This window comes from Streptomyces sp. NPDC027189 (genome assembly GCF_055566975.1).
On sequence record NZ_JBVHRI010000015.1, the window covers coordinates 17500 to 35601 of the forward strand.

Annotated in this window: 18 protein-coding genes, 2 pseudogenes and 1 riboswitch; of the genes and pseudogenes, 13 read left to right on the forward strand and 7 right to left on the reverse strand. The window is 70.5% G+C overall.

The window, feature by feature from the left end; genetic code table 11:
• Positions 1 to 15: 15 nt before the first annotated feature.
• Positions 16 to 231: a DUF397 domain-containing protein gene (locus ACZ4RZ_RS30550; RefSeq protein WP_467749442.1), complete on the reverse strand. Its 216-nt coding sequence runs from the start codon at positions 229 to 231 to the stop codon at positions 16 to 18.
• Between the two features lie 98 nt (positions 232 to 329).
• Here ACZ4RZ_RS30550 and ACZ4RZ_RS30555 point away from each other — a divergent pair, with 98 nt between their 5' ends.
• The 8 genes and pseudogenes from ACZ4RZ_RS30555 to ACZ4RZ_RS30590 all read left to right on the forward strand — a co-directional run bounded on the left by ACZ4RZ_RS30555 (position 330) and on the right by ACZ4RZ_RS30590 (position 6487).
• The gene (locus tag ACZ4RZ_RS30555; protein ID WP_467749444.1) at positions 330 to 626 is read left to right on the forward strand and encodes a hypothetical protein; all 297 of its coding nucleotides are present in this window, start codon (positions 330 to 332) and stop codon (positions 624 to 626) included.
• A complete protein-coding gene (locus tag ACZ4RZ_RS30560; protein ID WP_467749446.1) occupies positions 623 to 1765 on the forward strand; it encodes a zeta toxin family protein in 1143 nt (380 codons plus the stop codon). The genes ACZ4RZ_RS30555 and ACZ4RZ_RS30560 overlap by 4 nt, the downstream gene beginning before the upstream one ends.
• Positions 1766 to 1842: 77 nt before the next feature.
• Positions 1843 to 2310: a hypothetical protein gene (locus ACZ4RZ_RS30565; protein ID WP_467749448.1), complete on the forward strand. Its 468-nt coding sequence runs from the start codon at positions 1843 to 1845 to the stop codon at positions 2308 to 2310.
• Positions 2311 to 2317: 7 nt separating this feature from the next.
• Positions 2318 to 3517 carry a tetrahydrofolate dehydrogenase/cyclohydrolase catalytic domain-containing protein gene (locus tag ACZ4RZ_RS30570; protein WP_467749449.1) on the forward strand — a complete coding sequence of 400 codons (1200 nt, stop codon included), beginning with the start codon at positions 2318 to 2320 and terminating at the stop codon, positions 3515 to 3517.
• Between the two features lie 68 nt (positions 3518 to 3585).
• Positions 3586 to 4234 (forward strand): annotated as a pseudogene (locus ACZ4RZ_RS30575) (amidase family protein); the annotation flags it as partial.
• 662 nt (positions 4235 to 4896) lie between these two features.
• Positions 4897 to 5208: an amidase family protein gene (locus ACZ4RZ_RS30580; protein WP_467749792.1), complete on the forward strand. Its 312-nt coding sequence runs from the start codon at positions 4897 to 4899 to the stop codon at positions 5206 to 5208.
• Positions 5208 to 5759 carry an NUDIX hydrolase gene (locus ACZ4RZ_RS30585; RefSeq protein WP_467749451.1) on the forward strand — a complete coding sequence of 184 codons (552 nt, stop codon included), beginning with the start codon at positions 5208 to 5210 and terminating at the stop codon, positions 5757 to 5759. Before ACZ4RZ_RS30580 ends, ACZ4RZ_RS30585 begins: the two co-directional genes overlap by 1 nt.
• A 134-nt stretch (positions 5760 to 5893) precedes the next feature.
• Positions 5894 to 6487, forward strand: a complete 594-nt coding sequence (locus tag ACZ4RZ_RS30590; RefSeq protein WP_467749452.1) for a flavodoxin family protein — start codon at positions 5894 to 5896, stop codon at positions 6485 to 6487.
• 3 nt (positions 6488 to 6490) lie between these two features.
• Here ACZ4RZ_RS30590 and ACZ4RZ_RS30595 read toward each other — a convergent pair whose 3' ends face one another.
• The 4 genes from ACZ4RZ_RS30595 to ACZ4RZ_RS30610 form a co-directional block, all read right to left on the reverse strand.
• On the reverse strand, positions 6491 to 7399 hold the full coding sequence (locus tag ACZ4RZ_RS30595) for an ABC transporter permease (protein WP_467749454.1): 909 nt from the start codon (positions 7397 to 7399) through the stop codon (positions 6491 to 6493).
• Positions 7386 to 8378 carry an ABC transporter ATP-binding protein gene (locus ACZ4RZ_RS30600; RefSeq protein ID WP_467749456.1) on the reverse strand — a complete coding sequence of 331 codons (993 nt, stop codon included), beginning with the start codon at positions 8376 to 8378 and terminating at the stop codon, positions 7386 to 7388. The genes ACZ4RZ_RS30595 and ACZ4RZ_RS30600 overlap by 14 nt, the downstream gene beginning before the upstream one ends.
• Positions 8379 to 8411: 33 nt before the next feature.
• Positions 8412 to 9611: a LolA family protein gene (locus ACZ4RZ_RS30605; protein ID WP_467749458.1), complete on the reverse strand. Its 1200-nt coding sequence runs from the start codon at positions 9609 to 9611 to the stop codon at positions 8412 to 8414.
• 238 nt (positions 9612 to 9849) lie between these two features.
• On the reverse strand, positions 9850 to 10869 hold the full coding sequence (locus tag ACZ4RZ_RS30610) for a CHRD domain-containing protein (protein ID WP_467749459.1): 1020 nt from the start codon (positions 10867 to 10869) through the stop codon (positions 9850 to 9852).
• A 190-nt stretch (positions 10870 to 11059) separates the two neighbouring features.
• Here ACZ4RZ_RS30610 and ACZ4RZ_RS30615 point away from each other — a divergent pair, with 190 nt between their 5' ends.
• Positions 11060 to 11572 carry a hypothetical protein gene (locus ACZ4RZ_RS30615; protein ID WP_467749461.1) on the forward strand — a complete coding sequence of 171 codons (513 nt, stop codon included), beginning with the start codon at positions 11060 to 11062 and terminating at the stop codon, positions 11570 to 11572.
• Between the two features lie 184 nt (positions 11573 to 11756).
• Here the strand turns inward: ACZ4RZ_RS30615 and ACZ4RZ_RS30620 are convergent, their stop codons facing one another.
• Positions 11757 to 12767 (reverse strand): polyprenyl synthetase family protein, encoded by a 1011-nt coding sequence (locus ACZ4RZ_RS30620; RefSeq protein WP_467749462.1) that lies wholly within the window; start codon positions 12765 to 12767, stop codon positions 11757 to 11759.
• Positions 12768 to 13034: 267 nt separating this feature from the next.
• Between ACZ4RZ_RS30620 and ACZ4RZ_RS30625 the strand changes: the two are divergent.
• The 4 genes and pseudogenes from ACZ4RZ_RS30625 to ACZ4RZ_RS30640 form a co-directional block, all read left to right on the forward strand.
• Positions 13035 to 13415, forward strand: a pseudogene (locus ACZ4RZ_RS30625) (hypothetical protein); the annotation flags it as partial.
• 52 nt (positions 13416 to 13467) lie between these two features.
• The gene (locus ACZ4RZ_RS30630) at positions 13468 to 15465 is read left to right on the forward strand and encodes a CocE/NonD family hydrolase (protein ID WP_467749464.1); all 1998 of its coding nucleotides are present in this window, start codon (positions 13468 to 13470) and stop codon (positions 15463 to 15465) included.
• A gap of 40 nt (positions 15466 to 15505) precedes the next feature.
• On the forward strand, positions 15506 to 15835 hold the full coding sequence (locus ACZ4RZ_RS30635) for a hypothetical protein (protein WP_467749466.1): 330 nt from the start codon (positions 15506 to 15508) through the stop codon (positions 15833 to 15835).
• 269 nt (positions 15836 to 16104) lie between these two features.
• A riboswitch (cyclic di-AMP (ydaO/yuaA leader) is annotated at positions 16105 to 16262 on the forward strand.
• 3 nt (positions 16263 to 16265) lie between these two features.
• On the forward strand, positions 16266 to 17015 hold the full coding sequence (locus ACZ4RZ_RS30640; protein ID WP_467749468.1) for a transglycosylase SLT domain-containing protein: 750 nt from the start codon (positions 16266 to 16268) through the stop codon (positions 17013 to 17015).
• Here ACZ4RZ_RS30640 and ACZ4RZ_RS30645 read toward each other — a convergent pair.
• The gene (locus ACZ4RZ_RS30645; protein ID WP_467749469.1) at positions 17009 to 17848 is read right to left on the reverse strand and encodes an HAD family hydrolase; all 840 of its coding nucleotides are present in this window, start codon (positions 17846 to 17848) and stop codon (positions 17009 to 17011) included. The two genes, ACZ4RZ_RS30640 and ACZ4RZ_RS30645, sit on opposite strands and share 7 nt — an antisense overlap.
• Positions 17849 to 18102: the final 254 nt, after the last annotated feature.

Sequence of the window (18102 nt, forward strand, 5' to 3'; positions counted from 1 at the left end):
GAGTCCCGCGCGGCCTCAGCCGCCGGCCCGCTCGCTCTTCACGCCGGCGAGGAAGCCGCCCCAGGCCCCGGGCGAGAAGAGCAGGACCGGGCCCTGCCGGTCCTTGGAGTCACGGACGCCGACCCTGACGGCGATGCGGGCCGTCTCCACGCAGGTCGCGTCATGGTTGCCGCTGTAGGAACTCTTGCGCCAGACAGGAGTTGCCGAGTACGCGTCCTGTGCCCGCTCCATTTCCCGCCCCTCACCGCAGGTGAATCCCCTGCCCTACCCTGAACCGACGCGCAGAAGATTACCCGGCCGGCATCGGACGGAAACGAGGCCCGGAAGACATGACGGACAAAAAGCGGACCAGCGGGATCGAGCACCTGGGCTCCCTCCCGAAATACACCGAGCGGGAATCCGAAGACTTCGTGCGCGCACGCGACTTGATCGGCGCGCTCGTCGCCCACTACAGCGCACGTATTCACCGGGAATCGGATCCGCGAGCCGCCGAGCGGCTCATTCAGGAACAGCGCAAGTACTGGACGGAGATGCAGAGCCTTTCCGTCCAGGACGGGGAGGCGATTCGCCGCGTCATCTCCGAGTATCCCGAAATCCTGCGGAAGGCACGGGAGGACATGGAGTGACGAACACTCCGCCGCAAAGAGATGTCCTTCCCCAGAAGGAGATCGAGGAGATATTCGAGCGCTCCATCAAGCCCCTCATGTCGGGGCCCTCGAAGGAACAGCCGGTCGCGGTGTTCATCGGCGGTCAGCCCGGCGCCGGAAAGAGCACGCTGGAGGCACAGCTCGTCGAGGCGAAGGGGCTGCGGGACGCGGTCCGGATCGACGGCGACGACCTGCTTCTGTTCCATCCCCGGTATGTCGAGCACGCCCGCGAGAACGACCGGACGGCGGCCGCCGTGTGCAGCGACGCGCGCTGGTGGAACATGGCCGTCGAACACGTGCGGGAGCAGCGGGCCGACGTGGTCATCAGCTCTCCGCTGGCCGGTCCGGAATGGGCCCAGGAGCGCTTCAAGGACTTCCGGGACGCCGGATACCGGGTGGAGACCGTGTTCGTCGCGGTCGACGACGCCCGCAGTCAGCTCGGCATCGTCGACCGCTATCAGGCCATGCGGGACGACCAGGGGTACGGCCGCTGGGTGGGGCCCGAGTGGCACGACACCGCCTACCAGCGCGTCCTGGAGACCGCGGACGCCATCGATCGCAACCAGTCCACGGACGCCGTCCACGTCGGCCTCAGGGGCGGCGAGATCGTGCACAGCAACGAGTCCGCGCCGGACGGCGGTTGGCGCCTTCCGGTGCCGACGCGTGAAGTGATCGAGCGCGAGCGGGCCCACCCCTGGACGGAGCAGGAACAGACCCGGTTCAAGGCGCGCGTCGAGTCACTCGCCACCCGTGTCCCGGAGGACCTGAAGCCGCTGCTGGCCCGTACGGTCGAGCGCGCACAGGCCCATGTCCCGACGACCGCGCAGACGCATACGCCGACGACCGCGCAGACCCGGATACCGCCCATGCGGGCCCATCCGGCGACCGCACAGTCCCATACGGCGACCCCGCCCGCCGCCGCTTCCGCCACCTCGGCGGTCCCGCCCACGCCCGGCGGGCTCGCCGCGGCGGCGGCCTCCCGCAGCGGCCCCCGGGCGTCGTCGCAGGCCACCGGGGGTGTGTCCGCCACGGCCCTGCCGTCCTCGCCTACCCCCTCGGCCCCGCCCCGGACGCCGCGTCCCGCGTCGAGTGGCGGAGCGCCGTCGCGGAGCCGCTAGTTTCCGCTTCCGCGTCCGCGACAGCGCACGCTTCCGTGACAGCGCCAACTGCCCTGGAATCCCAAGGAGAAGCACGTATGAACCACCCGCACCCCGCTCACCCGCACGTCGACTACTTCGAGGACGTCGTCGACTGGCGCCACCACCGGGCCGGCCGGGCGCACACCTTGGTGCGCGCGGTCCGTTCGCCCGACGGCCGGCGGGCGGTGGCCGTCGTGTCCGAGCTGGCGAGCAACCCCGACGACCGCGGGATCACGGACGACTTCGGCTCCGTGGCGAACGCCGTGCTGCCGACGCTGCGCCTGAGCTTCGGCGCGCAGCTCGAACAGGTCGACTGGATCGCGCACTTCGGGGAGTTCTCGTACCACGACCCGACAGGACCCGAGACCTTCACCCGGATCACCGTCACCGCCGGGCCGGGCGGACACCACGACGACCTGAGCGGCGACCGGCCGCTGGCGGCGAGCGAGGTGGAGGAGCTGCTGGGCCGCAAGCTCGAACCCGTCGTCCAGGTGCTCGCGCGGATCCAGCAGCACGGCGGGTGAGGCGACGATGACTGAGCATGTGTCGGGACGGGACGTCCTGCGGCAGGCCAAGGAGCTCTACCAGCCCTACCGGGACGCGGTGGAGCCCACGGGACAGCGGGTGGCCATCATCCGGTTCGAGCCCGCCGCCACCGATCCGCCGGACTGGCGGGTGCGTCTTGAGGCCTCCAAGGTCTCCGCCGAGCAGAAGGTGAAGAGCTTCGAGCACCTGGGCTTCAAGGCGGACCACGTGGTGATGCCTCCGGGGACCACGCGTGCGCAGTTCGCCGAGGCCCTCGACCGCGCCAACCAGGATCCCGCGACCCGGGCGATCATCGTCCAGTTCCCGCCGCCGGCCCATCTGCGCCCGCTCGTCGAGCGGATGGACCCGGCCAAGGACATCGACGCCCTGCTCAAGGGGCGTTCGCAGTACACCGCGTGCGCGACGGCTGAGGGCATCTGCCGTGTGGTGGAACCCTTCGCGCAGGACGACCCGACGATCGCCGTCGTGGGCAGCAAGGGTTTCGTGGGACAGGGCGTGGTGAACACCCTGCGGGAGCGGGGACACCGGCTGATGGAACTCGACGCCGGCGACGACCTGAAGCGGGTGCGGGACGCCGACATCGTCGTCTCCGTCACCGGCAACCCGGGCATCCTCGGCCCCGAGCACCTGCGACCGCACCACCGGCTCGTCGTCGACTCCGGTTTTGTACCGCAGCCGGACGGGAGCGTGCGCGGAGACGTCCAGCGCGCGGCGTACGACATCCCGCAGCACCTCACCCCCGTGCCCGGCGGCATCGGCCCGGTGGAGATGGCGACGCTCATGGAACGGGTGGTCCGCAAGGAGGTCGATCCGGCGGCTCCGTCCTGGAAGGTCGAGCCGCGCCCGTATCTGACGAAGGAGCAGATGGCCCAGGGGGCGTCCACGACACCGGCTGCGCCGACGGCACCTACGTCTGCGGTGGCGTCGACGGCCCCTGCGGGCCCCGCGGCCTCGGCGGGCCCGGTCGCGTCGGCGGGTCCGGTCGCGTCGGCGGGTCCGCAGTCGGCCGCGGCTCCGGGTAATCCCGTGGCGCAGGCCGCGAAGCTCCGCGGGGTCGGTGGCGGTGCTCCCGGTGCCGGAAGCGTGCCGGGACGGCCTCCCGCCGCCGGCCCTTCGAGCCCGCTCCGCCCGCAGCTCCCCCAGCAGCCGAAGCCACCGGGACCCGGCGGGGGTCCCGGCCGCTGAGCCGCGTACGAGTCACCTCGCAACGAGCTGCCCCGTACGAGTCACACCGAAGGAGTCTCCGAGAACCCATGGAACTGGATCTGTCGCCGGACGGCTATCCGTCCTTGTCGGCCGAGGACATCGCCGCCGCCGTCCGGGCGCGCACGGTCGGCGCCGTGGACGTGGTCGCTGCCTCGCTGGCGCGGATCGAGCGGGTGGAGCCGGCCCTCTCCGCGTTCGCCGAGGTATGGGCTGAGGAGGCGCTGCGGCGGGCGGGCGAGGTGGACGCGCGGGTCGCCGCGGGCGAGTGGCTGCCGCTCGCGGGGGTCCCGATCGGAGTGAAGGGGCGCCGCGGGCTGCGTACGGCGGGCGCGCTGGTCGCCGCCGGGTGCGTGCCCGTGGGAGCCACGTCGGTGCCCGGGCCGGGTACGGCCTGGCAGACATGGGGGCTCGGGGCGCACGGACGGACCGTCAACCCCTGGCGGGCCGACCGGTCCCCGGGCGGCTCCTCGGCCGGGTCCGCGGCCGCGGTCGCCGCGGGACTGGTGCCGATGGCCACCGGCAGCGACGGCGCGGGCTCCGTACGGATCCCCGCGGCGTGGTGCGGCGTCTTCGGCCTCAAGAGCACGAACGGCCGACTCGCGTCCACCGACCGTACGGGCCTCACGGCGGCCGGCGTTCTCACGCGCACCGCGTCGGACGCGGCCGCGTACTGGCGGGTCGTGTCCGGCAGCACACCGCGGCGGCCGGACGAGGGGCCGGACCGGACACCGGACCAGGGTCCGGACGCGGGCCACGCGGGCCGGGGTCCGCACCCTGGCCGGGGTCCGCACCCGGGCCCGGGGCCGAACCCGAGCCCGGATGCGGGTCCTGACCCGAGCCCGGGTGCGGGTCCTAACCCGAGCCCGGGTGCGGGTCCTAACCCGAGCCCGGGTGCGGGTCCTAACCCGAGCCCGGGTGCGGGTCCGAGCCCGGTCTCGGACGCGCGCCGGAACCCGACCCCGAGCCCGGACTCGGACCAGAGCCATCGCCCGAAGCCGAGCCCGGACCTGCACCCGAGCCATGGCCCGGCCCCGAGCTCAAACGTGCTGCCGAGCCATGGCCAGGCCCCCGGCAGGCATCCGGGCTCGTACCAGGAGTCGGACCAAGGCCGGAACCCACACCCGCACCCGAGCCAGACCCCGCACCACAACCCGAACCAGCCCCCGTCCCCCATCCCCGCCGTCTGGTCCCCCGACCTCGGCTTCGCCGACACCGATGCGGACATCGCGACCGTCGCTCACGGCGCGGTGGAGCGGCTCGTCGAGGCGGGGATCGTACGGCTGGTGTCCCGGGACGTATGCCTGGACGACCCCGGCCCCGCCTGGCTGGCGCTGCGGACGCCGGGTGCCGACGCCGCCGTGGCTCAGCCGCTCCGGGAGGCGAACGACCACCTGCTCGCCGGGCTCTTCGCCGAGACTCCCCTGCTGCTGACCCCGACCACACCCAACCCACCGCACGGCCACGAGGGACCGGGCGACCGCTATTCCACCGCCCTGACCTGGGCGTTCAACCTGAGCGGCCACCCCGCGACGAGCATCCCCGCGGGCCTTGGCCCCGACGGCTGCCCGGTCGGCCTCCAGCTCGTGGCCCGGCACGGTGCCGAGCCGCTGCTCCTACGGGTCGCGCGGCTGAGCGAGCTCAATCGGACGAGAGAACAGGACCCCCACTGATGCGATGGACCGTCCACGGCGAGCGCACCCTGCACGACACACCCTGGGTCCGCCTGCGTTCCCTCGATGTCGAACAGCCCGACGGCACCCGCGGCGACTACCACGTCGTCAGGCTGCGGGACGTCGCCGTCACCGCGGCGGTGGACGGGCAGCGGCGCGTACTGATGATGTGGCGGCACCGCTTCGTCACGGACACCTGGGGCTGGGAGCTGCCCATGGGCCTGGTCGAGGAGGGGGAACGCCCCGAGGACACGGCGGCGCGGGAGCTGGAGGAGGAGACCGGCTGGCGCCCGGACTCGCTGCGGGAGTTGATCTACGCGCAGCCGGCCGGCGGGATCACCGACTCCCAGCACTTCGTCTTCCGCGCGGACCGGGCGACGTGGGTCGGCGAGCCGACGGAACGCAATGAGTCGGACCGCCTCGAGTGGATCCCGCTGGCGGACATCCCGGGGATGATCGCCCGCCGGGAGATCGTCAGCAGCGCGACGCTGGTCGGCGTCATGGCTCTCCTGCTGGACCTGGGAGCCTGGGCGGCCCTGCTCGAAGCCTGACGTCTGAACCGTTCCGCGCCGTGACCGTGGCAGAGCCCTGGACAATTAAATGCGTGCGCATATATTGTCCACGCATGTAGTCACCGTTCGCCGCGCACGTACTCACGCGCACGCACGCGCTCCAAGGGGGACCCATGAACCGCCACTTCCTGTTCGTGCTCGGCAGCAGCCGTTCCGACGGCAACACCGAGATACTGGCCCGCAAGGCCGCCGAACAGCTGCCCGCGGATGTCGAGCAGCGCTGGCTGAGCCTCGCCGAGCATCCGCTGCCCGACTTCGTGGACCTGCGGCGCGACAGCGACCACGTGCGCTCCCCCGACGGGAGCAACACGGCGCTGCTGCTCGACGCCACGCTCGCGGCCACCGACATTGTGATCGCCTCGCCGCTGTACTGGTACTCGGTCTCCAGCCTCACCAAGCGCTACCTGGACTACTGGTCGGGCTGGCTGCGCACCCCGGGTGTCGACTTCAAGGCGACCCTGGCCGGTCGCACGCTCTGGGGTGTCACCGCCCTCGCGGACAACGAGCCGGAGGTCGCCGAGCCGCTGATCGGCACGCTCAACAACTCCGCCGCGTACCTGAAGATGCGCTTCGGCGGGGTGCTGCTCGGCAACGGCAGCGCGCGGGGCGACGTACTGAACGACACGGAGGCACTGGCGCGCGCGAAGACCTTCTTCGCACAGGACCCGCCGCTCGCCCGCTTCCCGCACGAGACCGCCGCCCGGTGAGTCCTACGCCGTAATGTCCTTCGCCGTGAACCGCGCCCACGCCGCCGACCCGAACACGGCGGCGTACAGCGCCTGAAGCCCGAGGTTGCGGACCAGGTCGTCCCAGTACACCGGGTCGCGCATGAGGTCGGCGAAGGACAGCCAGTAGTGCGAGAAGAAGTACGGCTGGAGCGCGTGGAGCTGGGGGATCTGGTCGAGGATCTGGATGGTGATGAGGAGGCCGACCGTCGTCGCCATCGCCGCGATGCCGCTGTTGGTCAGGGTGGAGATGAACAGGCCGAGCGCCGCGACGCCGATCAGTGAGGAGGCGACGACCAGCGCGATGAGCAGGGCCCGCCCGAGTCCCTCGGCGAAGCTGATCCGGGTCCCGGAGATCGTGGTCAGCTCGCCCAGCGGGAACAGCAGCGCACCCACGATGAGCGCGGACGCCGCCACGACCAGGGTCGCGACCAGGCAGAACGTCATCGTGGTCGCGTACTTGGTGAGGAGCAGACGGGTACGGCCCGCGGGGGCGACCAGGAGATAGCGGAGCGTTCCCGCGTTGGCCTCGCCCGCGATCGAATCGCCCGCGATGACGCTGATCGCCATCGGCAGGAAGAAGGGGAGCGTCGCGGCCAGCGCCGTGAACACCAGGAACAGGCCGTTGTTGGTGATCTGCGAGATGAACGCCGGCCCTTCGCCGCCGCCACCGCCCGCCGCCGGACCATCGCTCGTCTCGATCTTGATCGCGATGCCGATGAGGATCGGCACGGCGGCCAGCACGCCGAGCAGCGCGATCGTCCGCCAGCGCCGGAAGGTGGTGACGAGTTCGCTGCGGAAGAGTCCAAAGGTCCACAGGGGGCTCGGTTTCCGTACGGCTGTGTCCTTGGCCGGCACCGTCTCGGCCCCCGGCGCCGCCTCAGCCCGCGACATCGAACCCCTCCCCCGTCAGCGCCACGAACGCGTCCTCCAGCGAGGCCCGTTCGACCCCGAAGCCACGGACCCGGACACCCGCCGCGACCAACGCGGCGTTCAGCTCGGCGAGTTCGCGGTCCGGGGGCTCGGCGGTCACGCCCGTCTCGGTCACGACGAGATCCGTGACGCCCTGTTCTTTCAGTACGCGCGCCGCGTCCCCGGGGTCCGGGGTGGTCACGACCAGCCGGCCCCGCGCACCCGCCGCGAGATCGGCCACCGCACCCTGGGTGATGAGCCGCCCCTGCGCCATCACGGCCGCGTGTGTGCACACCTGCTCGATCTCGTCGAGGAGGTGCGAGGAGAGGAAGACGGTCGTGCCGTCGGAGGCCAACTCCCTGACCAGGGATCGGATTTCACGCATGCCCTGCGGATCCAGGCCATTGGTCGGCTCGTCCAGAACGAGCAGTCGGCGGGGCTGGAGCAGCGCGGCCGCGAGCCCGAGCCGCTGCTTCATTCCGAGCGAGTACGCCTTCGCCTTCTTGCCGGCCGCGGCGGTGAGCCCGACCCGGTCGAGGGCGGCCGCGACGCGCGTACGCCGCGTGCGCGGGTCGGCGGTCGGGTCGGCGGCGTCGTACCGGATGAGGTTGTCGCGCCCGGAGAGGAAGCCGTACAGCGCGGGGCCCTCGATGAGGGCGCCGACATGCGGGAGCACGGCGCGGGTGGCCCGGGGAATGGGCTGCCCCAGCACTCGCGCCGTGCCGGAGGTCGGCTCGATCAGGCCCATCAGCATGCGGATGGTGGTGGTCTTGCCCGAGCCGTTCGGCCCGAGGAAGCCGAAGACGCTGCCTGCCGGGACGGTCAGGTCCAGGCCGTCGACGGCGAGCTGTCCGCCGCGGTAGCGCTTGGTGAGCGCGCGGGTGGCGATCACGGTGTCCTCCGCGACCACTGCGCCGCCCGTGTCCACCATGTCCGGTTCCGCGGCGGAGAGTTCCTCCATGGGCTCCCTCAATTCATGGTGCGCATACGGTGATCACCGGGCGGCGTTGGCCGCCTTCACCAGCGCGTCCTTGGTGACGGCACCGGCGTACACCTTGCCGTCGTCCGTGATCAGCGCGTTGACCAGGCGGGTCGAGAAGACCGTGCCCGAGCCGAACTTGCCGGTGACGTGGTCGCCGAGGGAGTTCAGGAACCCGTCGACGTCCCCGTTGCCGGACGAGCCGGACGGGACGCCCTGGCCGCCCGTGTCGAACACGGCGATGGAGTTCCAGCCCTTGCCGAGGGTCTTCAGGCCGTCGAGGCCCTTGGCGAAGTCCTCGTCGCCCTTCGGCTGCGCCTTCTCCTCGCTCTTCAGGTCGTCACCCTCGGTGACCTTCGCGCCCCTGGGCGGCGTGAAGTCGAACGTCGACGCGGCCGGCTTGGCGAAGTCGACCTTGGTGAAGCCCGCGTCCACGACGGCGGCGCCACCGCTCGACGGCGTCAGCGTGAACTTCAGCGGCAGCCCGGTCTTCGCGTCCACCGCGATGCTGATCGCGCCGACCGTGGTTCCGGACTGCTTCGGCTTGATGAGCAGCTTGTACGCGTCACGGCCTGCGACCTGCGCGGTGCCGTCGACGGTCACGGAGGTGGTGTCGTCGACCGACTTCAGGGCCTCGTCGGCGAAGTCCTTGGGCGTGGCGGGGACCTCCTCCTTCCCCTTCTGGCTCTCGGACTGGGGCGCGGTCGCGTGGTAGGCCTCGTTCGACTTGCTGTCGTACGCCCATACCTCGTTGCCGTTGTGGATGACGCTGTATTCGGCGGCGCTGTCCAGCAGGGAGACCTTGCCCTTGTCCGGGCCGTCGGCCGCGACGCGCAGCGTGTGCGTGCCGGAGGCGAGTTCGAGCAGCTTGGACTGCGGGTCGGCGGAGGAGCCGCCGTCGCCCTGGGCGGCGCCGGACGCGAAGCTGCTCTCCAGGCCGCCCAGGTTGGGCAGTCCGAGATCGGTGCTGATCTTGACCGTGCCGGACAGCTGCTGGACGTCCGACTTGGCGATCTTCTCGATGAGCTGCTGTGCGGTGATCTTCGGCAGGTCGGGGTCGCCGGAGTCGGCGAGCGCCGGGACGAGCCCGATGGTCGCCGCCGCCACCCCCACCACCGCGACCGGGACGACGTACCGCGCGGCTTTGCGTCGCCCGGCGCGCACGTCCTCGGCCTCTTCGGCCTTCGTGCTGTCGTCGGATTCGTACGGTGCCATGTGTGCCTTACCTCCGTCGTCGGCGGCGGCCTACCGTCCTCACGCTCTTCCACCCCTGAGCCGCCATTCTCACCCGAACCGGTGAGGAGTGGTGTACTCAATCTGACCAAATCGGCCAGAGAGAAGCGTCAGACCCCGGACTCAACTCCACGTACTCCTGCGGTATGACGTGAGGAGGCGGCGCCTCCCCCGACCCGTAGGGGTCGACGGAGACACCGCCTTCCATGCGCTCGGTCGATCAGCGCTGCACGAACACGTAGTCCGCCTGGTAGGGGACACCCACGATCGTCCCCGGCGAGCAGGACCCGGCCGGAGCGACGCCGCCGACGGTGTTGAGGCGCAGGATCTCCTGCGTCCCTGCCAGCAGGCCGCGGTGCTTGCCGGACTGGGTGGCCTTGAGGTCGAGCTCGGGGATGTTCTTGTCGCCGTTCGGGGTCTTGGAGATCAGTGCGCCGGTGACCGCGCTGCGGTCGGGCGCGACCCACTGGGGCGTACCCGAGTTGGGCTTCACGAACGAGTGTGCGATGTTGCCGCCGAGCAGGGCCGCGACGTCGCGCTGGGCGAAGGCGTACCCGCCGCCCTCGACCGGCTTGCACTCGTAGATCTGCTTGCCCTTGACGACCGACGCCTGGAAGTTGTTCAGGGCGTGCCGGAAGGCGAAGGAGCTGGTGACCTTGTGGAGCTGGCCGCGCACGGCGCCGCCCGGGAACTCGGCGGTGTGCAGATTGGCGTAGAAGGAACCGGGGTCGGACTTCAGGGCGGCGAGCAGAGCCGCGTCCTCGACCTTGACGGTACCGACGACACTGTGACCCTTGATCTTGTCGAGCAACTTGCTGAAGTCGACCTTGACGCCGCCATTGGTGCCCTTGGCGCCTTGGTGGATGTGGAGCAGGGTCGGCCTGCCGGTGCCGCGCCAGGTCACGGCGACGGACACCTTGTTGCCCTTGACCTTGATGAACTCCAGCGCGGCGCCGTCCTTGTCGCCGACGGCGGGGCCGCCCTGGACGGGCACCTCGTTGGCGCCGTTGAGGCTGGTGGCGAGGATGGTGCCGCCGCTGCCGCCCATGACGCCGCTCTGCGTGACGATGGTCTGGTCGCCGTGCGCCGAGTGGCTCGTACCGCTGTGGCTCTTGCCGTGGCTGCCGCTGTCGGCGACCGCCGGGATGACGGCGGCGGCGACACCGGCCGCGGCGGCTACCGCGACGCCGGTCAGGATCAGGCTCTTGCGACGCGTGGTGAACGTGGCGTTCGATCCCATGATTCTGTTTTCTCCCCGTATCTCAGCTGACACCCCCTGCGTCAGCTTCTGGGCATGAGTACGGACTGGATCCGACCCTGGACTCAATCCAACTATGTGACCCCCGTCACATCACTCGAGGGGCAAGCGAAAACTCACCCAAATCCGTACATCTGAGTGGCAGCAATTGGCATCGGTCTAGGGGGTAGCCATGCGGCACATCATTGGTTACGCGGCCACGGGCACCGCGCTGGTGGCGCTCACGCTCGCCGGGTGCGGGAGCGGAGGGAGCGGCGGCGGTGGCGCCACGAAGGCCGGCACCTCGACGGCGTCGGGGACCACGCTGACAGCCGCCGACGTCAAGAACGTCGGCACGGTCGTGACCGACAGCAAGGGTTACGTCCTCTACCGCTTCGACGCGGACTCCGCGAACCCGACCAAGGTCACCTGCTACGCCGCGTGCGCCATGCTCTGGCCCGCCGCGACCGCCCAGGGCGCCATCACGACCAAGGGCATCGACAAGAACCTCGTCTCCACCGTGAAGCGCACCGACGGCACCACCCAACTCACCCTCGCCGGCTGGCCCCTCTACCGCTACAGCAAGGACGACGAACCGAAGGAGGCGTACGGCCAGGGAGTCGACGGAACGTGGTTCGCGGCGACACCCACAGGAGCGAAGGCGTCAGGCGAGCCGGCGACGAACACGGGAGGATCGGGTTACTGAGACAGCCGCCGCAGCAGTAGACATGCGCGCCGGGGGCCGGGGCGCCGGGGGCCGCCAGCCGACCCAGCTGTGGGCAATCGTGCCGCCGGGGCGGCACAGGTGGGCACAGCGGCACCCCGTACAGCAGCGGGCCGCGCAACCCACCCGACGGCAACCCCACCCCCGGGCACCCGGAAGGCGGACCTCACCCGGCCCGGTGCACCACCGCGTCGACAAGCTCCGTCAGCGCGGCCTTCGCATCACACTCCGGAAGCGGAGCCAGCGCGGCCCGCGCATCCTCCGCGTACCGCACGGTGTCCCGCCGCGCCTGCTCCAGCGCGGGATGGACCCGCAGCCGGGAGAGCGCCTCGGCATGCCGGGCGTCGTCCGTCAGGTCGGAGTCGAGCAGCTCGCACAGCGCGATGTCCTCGGCAAGACCCAGCCGCTCCGCCCGCTCCCGAAGCCGCAGCACGGGCAGCGTAGGAATCCCCTCACGCAGATCCGTCCCCGGCGTCTTCCCGGACTCGTGCGAGTCGGACGCGATGTCCAGCACGTCGTCCGCGAGCTGGAAGGCGACACCCAGCCGCTCCCCGTACTGCGTCAGCACGTCCACGACCGTCTCGTCGGCCCCCGACATCATCGCCCCGAACCGGCACGCGACGGCGACCAGCGAGCCGGTCTTGCCGCTGAGCACGTCCAGGTAGTGGTCGACCGGGTCACGCCCGTCGCGCGGTCCCGCGGTCTCCAGGATCTGCCCGGTCACGAGCCGTTCGAACGCCTCGGCCTGGATCCGGACGGCCTCGGGCCCGAGGTCGGCCAGGGTGTGCGAGGCACGCGCGAAGAGGAAATCACCCGTGAGGACGGCCACCGAGTTGCCCCAGCGGGTGTTCGCGCTGGGCACCCCGCGTCGCGCGTCCGCCTCGTCCATCACGTCGTCGTGGTACAGCGTGGCGAGATGGGTCAGCTCGACGACCACGGCCGAGGGCACGACACCCGGCGCGTACGGATCACCGAACTGCGCGGCGAGCATCACGAGCAGCGGACGGAACCGCTTGCCACCGGCCCGGAGAAGATGCTGCGCGGCCTCCGTAATGAAGGGAACCTCGCTCTTGGTGACTTCGAGCAAGCCCTCCTCCACAGCCGCCAATCCGGCCTGGACATCGGCTTCGAGAGCCTGGTCCCGCACGCTCAGCCCGAACGGCCCGACGACGGTCACGAGAGGTTCTCCTGTCTGCTGACGATCACATGGCGAACTCGGTCGATCATTCGGTCGATGACACGGTTTGTCGATGTGTCGCTGCCATCACTCAAGTCAGCGTATCCGGTCACGTTTCGATCACCACGAGCGCCCACCGTCCCCCCGCTCGACTTCGCTCCAGCAGCAGGTACCCCGCTCGCCCGGGCGATATCGGATCACGGGCGGTATGTTCTTGATCAGCTGATACGACCGGACATGCAACGACCCATCCGGAGGGACCCCGCCGTGTCCCGAAGCGCCGTCGAGACCGAGCCCGGCAGCCGGCAGCCGCCGGGTGACGACCAGGCCTTTTTCGCCAGGCCCAGGGGCCTGCCGCCCCTCTCCGGCCTGGAGGTCCGGGAGCGCTTCTCGTTCCTCGGCATGCAGGTGATCCTGATTCTCTGCTGCGCCGACATCGTCGCCCACGGCGGCATGGGCATGGCCGCGGGCACGGCGGCGTACGCAACGCTCGTCCACCTGGGCTCCGTGGCCCGCGGCCGGCTCGCCGACCGCAACGGGGGATTCTCGGCGGCGGCCATCCGGATGACATTCGGCCCCACCCCGTACGTGGCGGGCCGCCGTCACCTGGCCGGACGCGGACACGCCGCGCAATTCGCCCGCGCGCCCTGACCGCGCCGCACGATGCACCCGGTCCACTGACGCCACTGGGGTGACGCTCATGCACATCCGTACGTCCTTCCCGTACGAGATCACTCACGAGGACATCTGGATCCCGCTCCCGGACGGCACCCGCGTGTACGCCCGCGTCTGGCGCCCGCTGACCGACGAGCCCGTGCCCGTCCTCCTCGAATACCTCCCGTGTCGCCTCACGGACTGGACCGCGCCCCGCGACTGGCAACGCCATCCCTGGTACGCGGGCCACGGCTACGCCTCCGTCCGGGTGGACGTCCGCGGCCACGGCAACTCGGAGGGCCTGCCGACGGACGCGTACTCGGAGGTGGAGCTGGCCGACGGGGTGGAGGTCGTCAACTGGCTCGCGTCCCAGCCCTGGTGCACCGGCAAGGTCGGCATGTTCGGCATCTCCTGGGGCGGCTTCAACTCCCTCCGGATCGCGGCTCTCGCGCCCGAGCCGCTGAAGGCGATCGTCACGGTCTGCTCGACGGACGATCGCTATGACAACGACGTGCACTACATGGGAGGTTCCGTCCTCGCCGTCGACATGCACGCCTGGGCGGCCACCCTGCTCGCCTTCGTCTCCCGCCCGCCCGACCCGGTGCACGTGGGCCAGGTGATGTGGCGCGACATGTGGGTGAAGCGCCTGCAGGCGGTGGACCCGCTCATCCACACCTGGCTGTCCCACCAGACCCGGGACCCGTACTGGCGGCACGGCAGCGTCTGCGAGGACTACGGCGCGATCCGGGCGGCGGTCCTCGCGGTCGGCGGCTGGCACGACCCGTACCGCGACACGGTGCTGCGGCTGGTGGAACACCTTCCGCGGGATCGCGTACGCGGCCTGATCGGCCCCTGGTCGCACCAGTATCCCGACCGGGGCCTGCCGCCCGGCCCGGCGATCGGCTTCCTCCAGGAGACCCTGCGCTGGTGGGACCACTGGCTCCGGGACAAGGACACGGGCGCCTTGTCCACCCCCGTCCTCCGCTCGTACGTGATGGACGCACATCTCCCGGCGACGACGTACTCGGAGCTCCCCGGCCGCTGGGTCGGCGACCCGGCCTGGCCCTCCCCCTCCGTCACCCCCGTCTCGTACGCGCTCCAGGGCGACCCGGTACTGATCCGCTCGCCCCAGCACACGGGCGCGGACGCGGGCCGCTTCCTCCCCCTCGGGAACGACGCGGACCTGCCCCCGGACCAGCGGGAGGAGGACGCGAGATCCGCCTGCTTCGAATTCGAAGTACCGGAGGAGACCTGGGTGTTGGGCCGTCCGAGAGTCCGCCTGCGGCTGAGGTCCTCGGTTCACCGGGGTCAGGTGATCGCCCGCCTCTGCGACGTGGCCCCCCACGGAGCCTCGACACTCGTCACCCGGGGTGTACTGAACCTGTCAAAGCGTCATGGTCGTGACCAGGCGGTTCCCTGGAAGCCGGGTGCTACGGAGGAGGTGGTTTTCGACCTGACCAGCATCGGCTACGCGTTCCCGCCGGGCCACCGCATCCGCCTCTCCGTCTCCAACGCGTACTGGCCCTGGATCTGGCCCCAGCCGGGCTCGGAGGCCGGTATCACCCTGGACCCGACGGGCAGCCTGCTGGAACTCCCGGTAAGAACACGGGAGTCGACGCCCTCCCTCACTTTCGAGGATCCGGAGCAGTCCGAACCGCTGGGGGTCATCGTCCCGACGACGCTGGACGAACCCCGCCCGGAACGCCTGGTGGTCCGCGACGTGGCCGCCTGCGCGTGGCGCTTGGAGGTCGACCCGCGCTACGGCGGCACCCGCGTCTACCCCGACGGTCTCGAATTCACCGAGAACGCGCTGGAGACCTACACCATCAACGACTCCAACCCCCTCTCCGCCCGCGCCCGCTCGACGTGGTCGGTCCGCCTGCACCGCCCGGACCTGCCCTGGGACGCGCGCATCTCGACGAGCTCCGAAATCACTTGCGACGCCGAGGACTTCATCACCTCCAACGAGGTCGTCTGCAAGGACGGCGACGAGGTGGTCTTCCACCGGACCTGGGAGAAGCGGATCCCCCGAGCCGCGGGCTAGGACTTGGAGGGCCGGGGGTCCGGCAGGGAGCCCTGAGGCCATGGCGCAGACGCGGACCGCGGAATTCCTGATGGACCTCGACGAGGGCATGCTCGCGCACTTCCGCGAGATGGCCCACGAGATGGTCACGCGCTTCGGGATCTCACGGGCGGAAGCCGTCGCGAGGATCAACAGGGCATACCAGGGGCGGCAGTTCGAGCCGTATCCCGACCTGATGTGCCACGAACTCCCCGAATACTGGGGCTACGGCCTCTACTTCAAGCCCGACGCGGGCCGCCTCCCCGACGACAACCCCGACACGGACCTCTCCGTGTGGGAGGTGCGCCCAGCTCCTCCCCGGCATTCCCCGGCCCGGACGCTCGATGCGTAATGTCCGAATTAAAAGCATTGCCGCTTTAATGTGCCTTGGTCGCGTGAATTGAGTCACGCCCGAGCCGCCCCGGCGCCATGCCCCACCACCTCGATTCCCCTTCGCGAAAGCCAAGTTGAGGATCACATTCCGGCACAATCGGGCATTTCACCCCCTCCTTTTCCGGGATTAAAACGGACTGAGCCATGAATTCGGGTCTTGTTCCCGACATGTGCTCTCGCATACGTTCGCCCCGATCCGGGCGGATCGCCGAATCCTGCCACCGCCCGGAAACCCACCCACCCACGCACGGCAGGAGCGGGGGACCCAGGTAAGCCGCCGGTCCGGACCAACGGAACGGCTAGGGGTGAAGCCGCGCCCAGCGCGCGGCCGGGCACCTCCCGCCCGAACCCGACAGCTCACCTCGCAGGCGCCGGAGAGGAATGTCGTCATGCCCGCACGAGGCAAGCACTACCGCCCCAAGACCAGCAGCACGTTCACCCGCTGCATGATCGCCGCAGGCACGAGCGGAGCCGCGCTGGCCCTTCCCCTCGTGAGCGCGACCAGCGCGCACGCCGCCCAGCCGGCGCAAGCGCCGCAGGTCACGAAGGCTGCCGCAGTCACGATCACCGACGTCCAGCTCGTCACCTACAAGGTGGTCGCGGGCGACACCCTGTCCAAGATCGCGCAGAAGTACCCGCAGAGCGGCGGCTGGAAGAAGCTGTACGACGCCAACCGTGCGGTGATCGGTGCGAACCCGACGGCCCTCTCCCCGGGCCTGACGCTGACAGTGGGCACGAGGACCGTGAAGTTGGGCTCGGCGACCAAGGCAAGCACCCAGTCCGCGACGCCGGCCGCCCCCGCCTCCACGAAGACGTACGCCAACAATCTGGACGGCTGGATCAAGCACTCGCTGGACATCATGGGCAAGGCGCACATTCCGGGCACCTACAACGGCATCCACCGCAACGTCATGCGGGAGTCCTCCGGCAACCCCCGGGCCATCAACAACTGGGACTCCAACGCCGCCGCCGGCATCCCGTCCAAGGGCCTCCTCCAGGTCATCGACCCGACCTTCAAGGCGTACCACGTCCCCGGCACCTCGATGGACCCCTACGACCCGGTCGCGAACATCACGGCGGCCTGCAACTACGCGGCGGCGAAGTACGGCTCGATCGACAACGTCAACGGCGCCTACTGAGACACGTTCTCCCGGGCCTTCTCCTGGGCCCCGAAGAGCCGCTCCAGCACCACCGCGATCCCGTCCTCCTCGTTCGACAGGGTCACCTCGTCGGCCACCGCCTTCAGCTCCGGGTGGGCGTTGGCCATGGCGACGCCATGGGCGGCCCAGTCGAACATGGGGATGTCGTTGGGCATGTCGCCGAAGGCGAGGGTGGTGGCGTGGCTGAGGCCGAGGTGAGCGGCGGCGAGGGCGAGCCCCGTCGCCTTGGTCACACCGCATGGCTGGAGTTCGACGGTGCCCGGCCCCGACATGGTGACCGTCGCCAGCGAACCGACCACTCCCCGCGCGGCCAAGGCCAACTCGTCGTCGGACAGCGAGGGGTGACGGAGCAGCACCTTGCTGATCGGCTCCGTCCAGAGGTCGTCGCGGCGCGGCACCCGTACCGCCGGCAGCGTCGGATGCGGCATGACATACCCCGGCTCGATGAGCGTCAGGCCGTCCACACCGTCCTGGTCCACCGCCGCGTAGAGCAGCCCGACCTCCGCCTCGATCTTGCCGAGCGCGGTCTCCGCCAGCTCCCTGTCCAGGGTCACCGACCACAGCAGACGGTGCGCCCCGGCGTCGTACAACTGCGCCCCCTGCCCGCACACCGCCAGTCCCTGGCCGCCGAGTTCGTCCAGGAGCGGTCGGACCCTGGGTGCCGGCCGTCCCGTCACCACCAGATGCTGGGCACCCTCGGCCGTGGCTCTCGCCAACGCGGCGCGCGACCGGTCGGAGAGTGTGTCGTCGCCGCGCAGCAGCGTCCCGTCCAGGTCAGTGGCGATGAGTGAATATGCAGTCGGAGCGGCCATGATCCGAAGAATACGGATCGAACGACTCATCGGCCCGGCGTGAACCGGACGACGTCCGGTATCCCGTCAGCAACACCGTTCACCGCACGGACGGTATGGGCGATACCGGCGTTATCGGCCGTACTGGCCATGGGTGGTCCACTTCTGCCCACACCGGTGTGCGCCACCGCGTCCGGGTCCAACAACAGCCCCCAGGCGCGGAGTTGGCCCGACGCGAGCCGCGGGCGGGACGAGCGGCCGGAGCCGTGCCGATG

Bases quoted from the DNA above. Each gene is read 5' to 3' on its own strand.
- ACZ4RZ_RS30555 (WP_467749444.1), top strand. From the start codon at position 330: ATGACGGACAAAAAGCGGACCAGCGGGATCGAGCACCTGGGCTCCCTC.
- ACZ4RZ_RS30635 (WP_467749466.1), top strand. From the start codon at position 15,506: ATGGCGCAGACGCGGACCGCGGAATTCCTGATGGACCTCGACGAGGGC.
- ACZ4RZ_RS30645 (WP_467749469.1), bottom strand. From the start codon at position 17,848: ATGGCCGCTCCGACTGCATATTCACTCATCGCCACTGACCTGGACGGG.
- ACZ4RZ_RS30550 (WP_467749442.1), bottom strand. From the start codon at position 231: ATGGAGCGGGCACAGGACGCGTACTCGGCAACTCCTGTCTGGCGCAAG.
- ACZ4RZ_RS30595 (WP_467749454.1), bottom strand. From the start codon at position 7,399: ATGTCGCGGGCTGAGGCGGCGCCGGGGGCCGAGACGGTGCCGGCCAAG.
- ACZ4RZ_RS30610 (WP_467749459.1), bottom strand. From the start codon at position 10,869: ATGGGATCGAACGCCACGTTCACCACGCGTCGCAAGAGCCTGATCCTG.
- ACZ4RZ_RS30565 (WP_467749448.1), top strand. From the start codon at position 1,843: ATGAACCACCCGCACCCCGCTCACCCGCACGTCGACTACTTCGAGGAC.
- ACZ4RZ_RS30630 (WP_467749464.1), top strand. From the start codon at position 13,468: ATGCACATCCGTACGTCCTTCCCGTACGAGATCACTCACGAGGACATC.
- ACZ4RZ_RS30605 (WP_467749458.1), bottom strand. From the start codon at position 9,611: ATGGCACCGTACGAATCCGACGACAGCACGAAGGCCGAAGAGGCCGAG.
- ACZ4RZ_RS30600 (WP_467749456.1), bottom strand. From the start codon at position 8,378: ATGGAGGAACTCTCCGCCGCGGAACCGGACATGGTGGACACGGGCGGC.
- ACZ4RZ_RS30585 (WP_467749451.1), top strand. From the start codon at position 5,208: ATGCGATGGACCGTCCACGGCGAGCGCACCCTGCACGACACACCCTGG.
- ACZ4RZ_RS30590 (WP_467749452.1), top strand. From the start codon at position 5,894: ATGAACCGCCACTTCCTGTTCGTGCTCGGCAGCAGCCGTTCCGACGGC.
- ACZ4RZ_RS30615 (WP_467749461.1), top strand. From the start codon at position 11,060: ATGCGGCACATCATTGGTTACGCGGCCACGGGCACCGCGCTGGTGGCG.
- ACZ4RZ_RS30640 (WP_467749468.1), top strand. From the start codon at position 16,266: ATGCCCGCACGAGGCAAGCACTACCGCCCCAAGACCAGCAGCACGTTC.
- ACZ4RZ_RS30570 (WP_467749449.1), top strand. From the start codon at position 2,318: ATGACTGAGCATGTGTCGGGACGGGACGTCCTGCGGCAGGCCAAGGAG.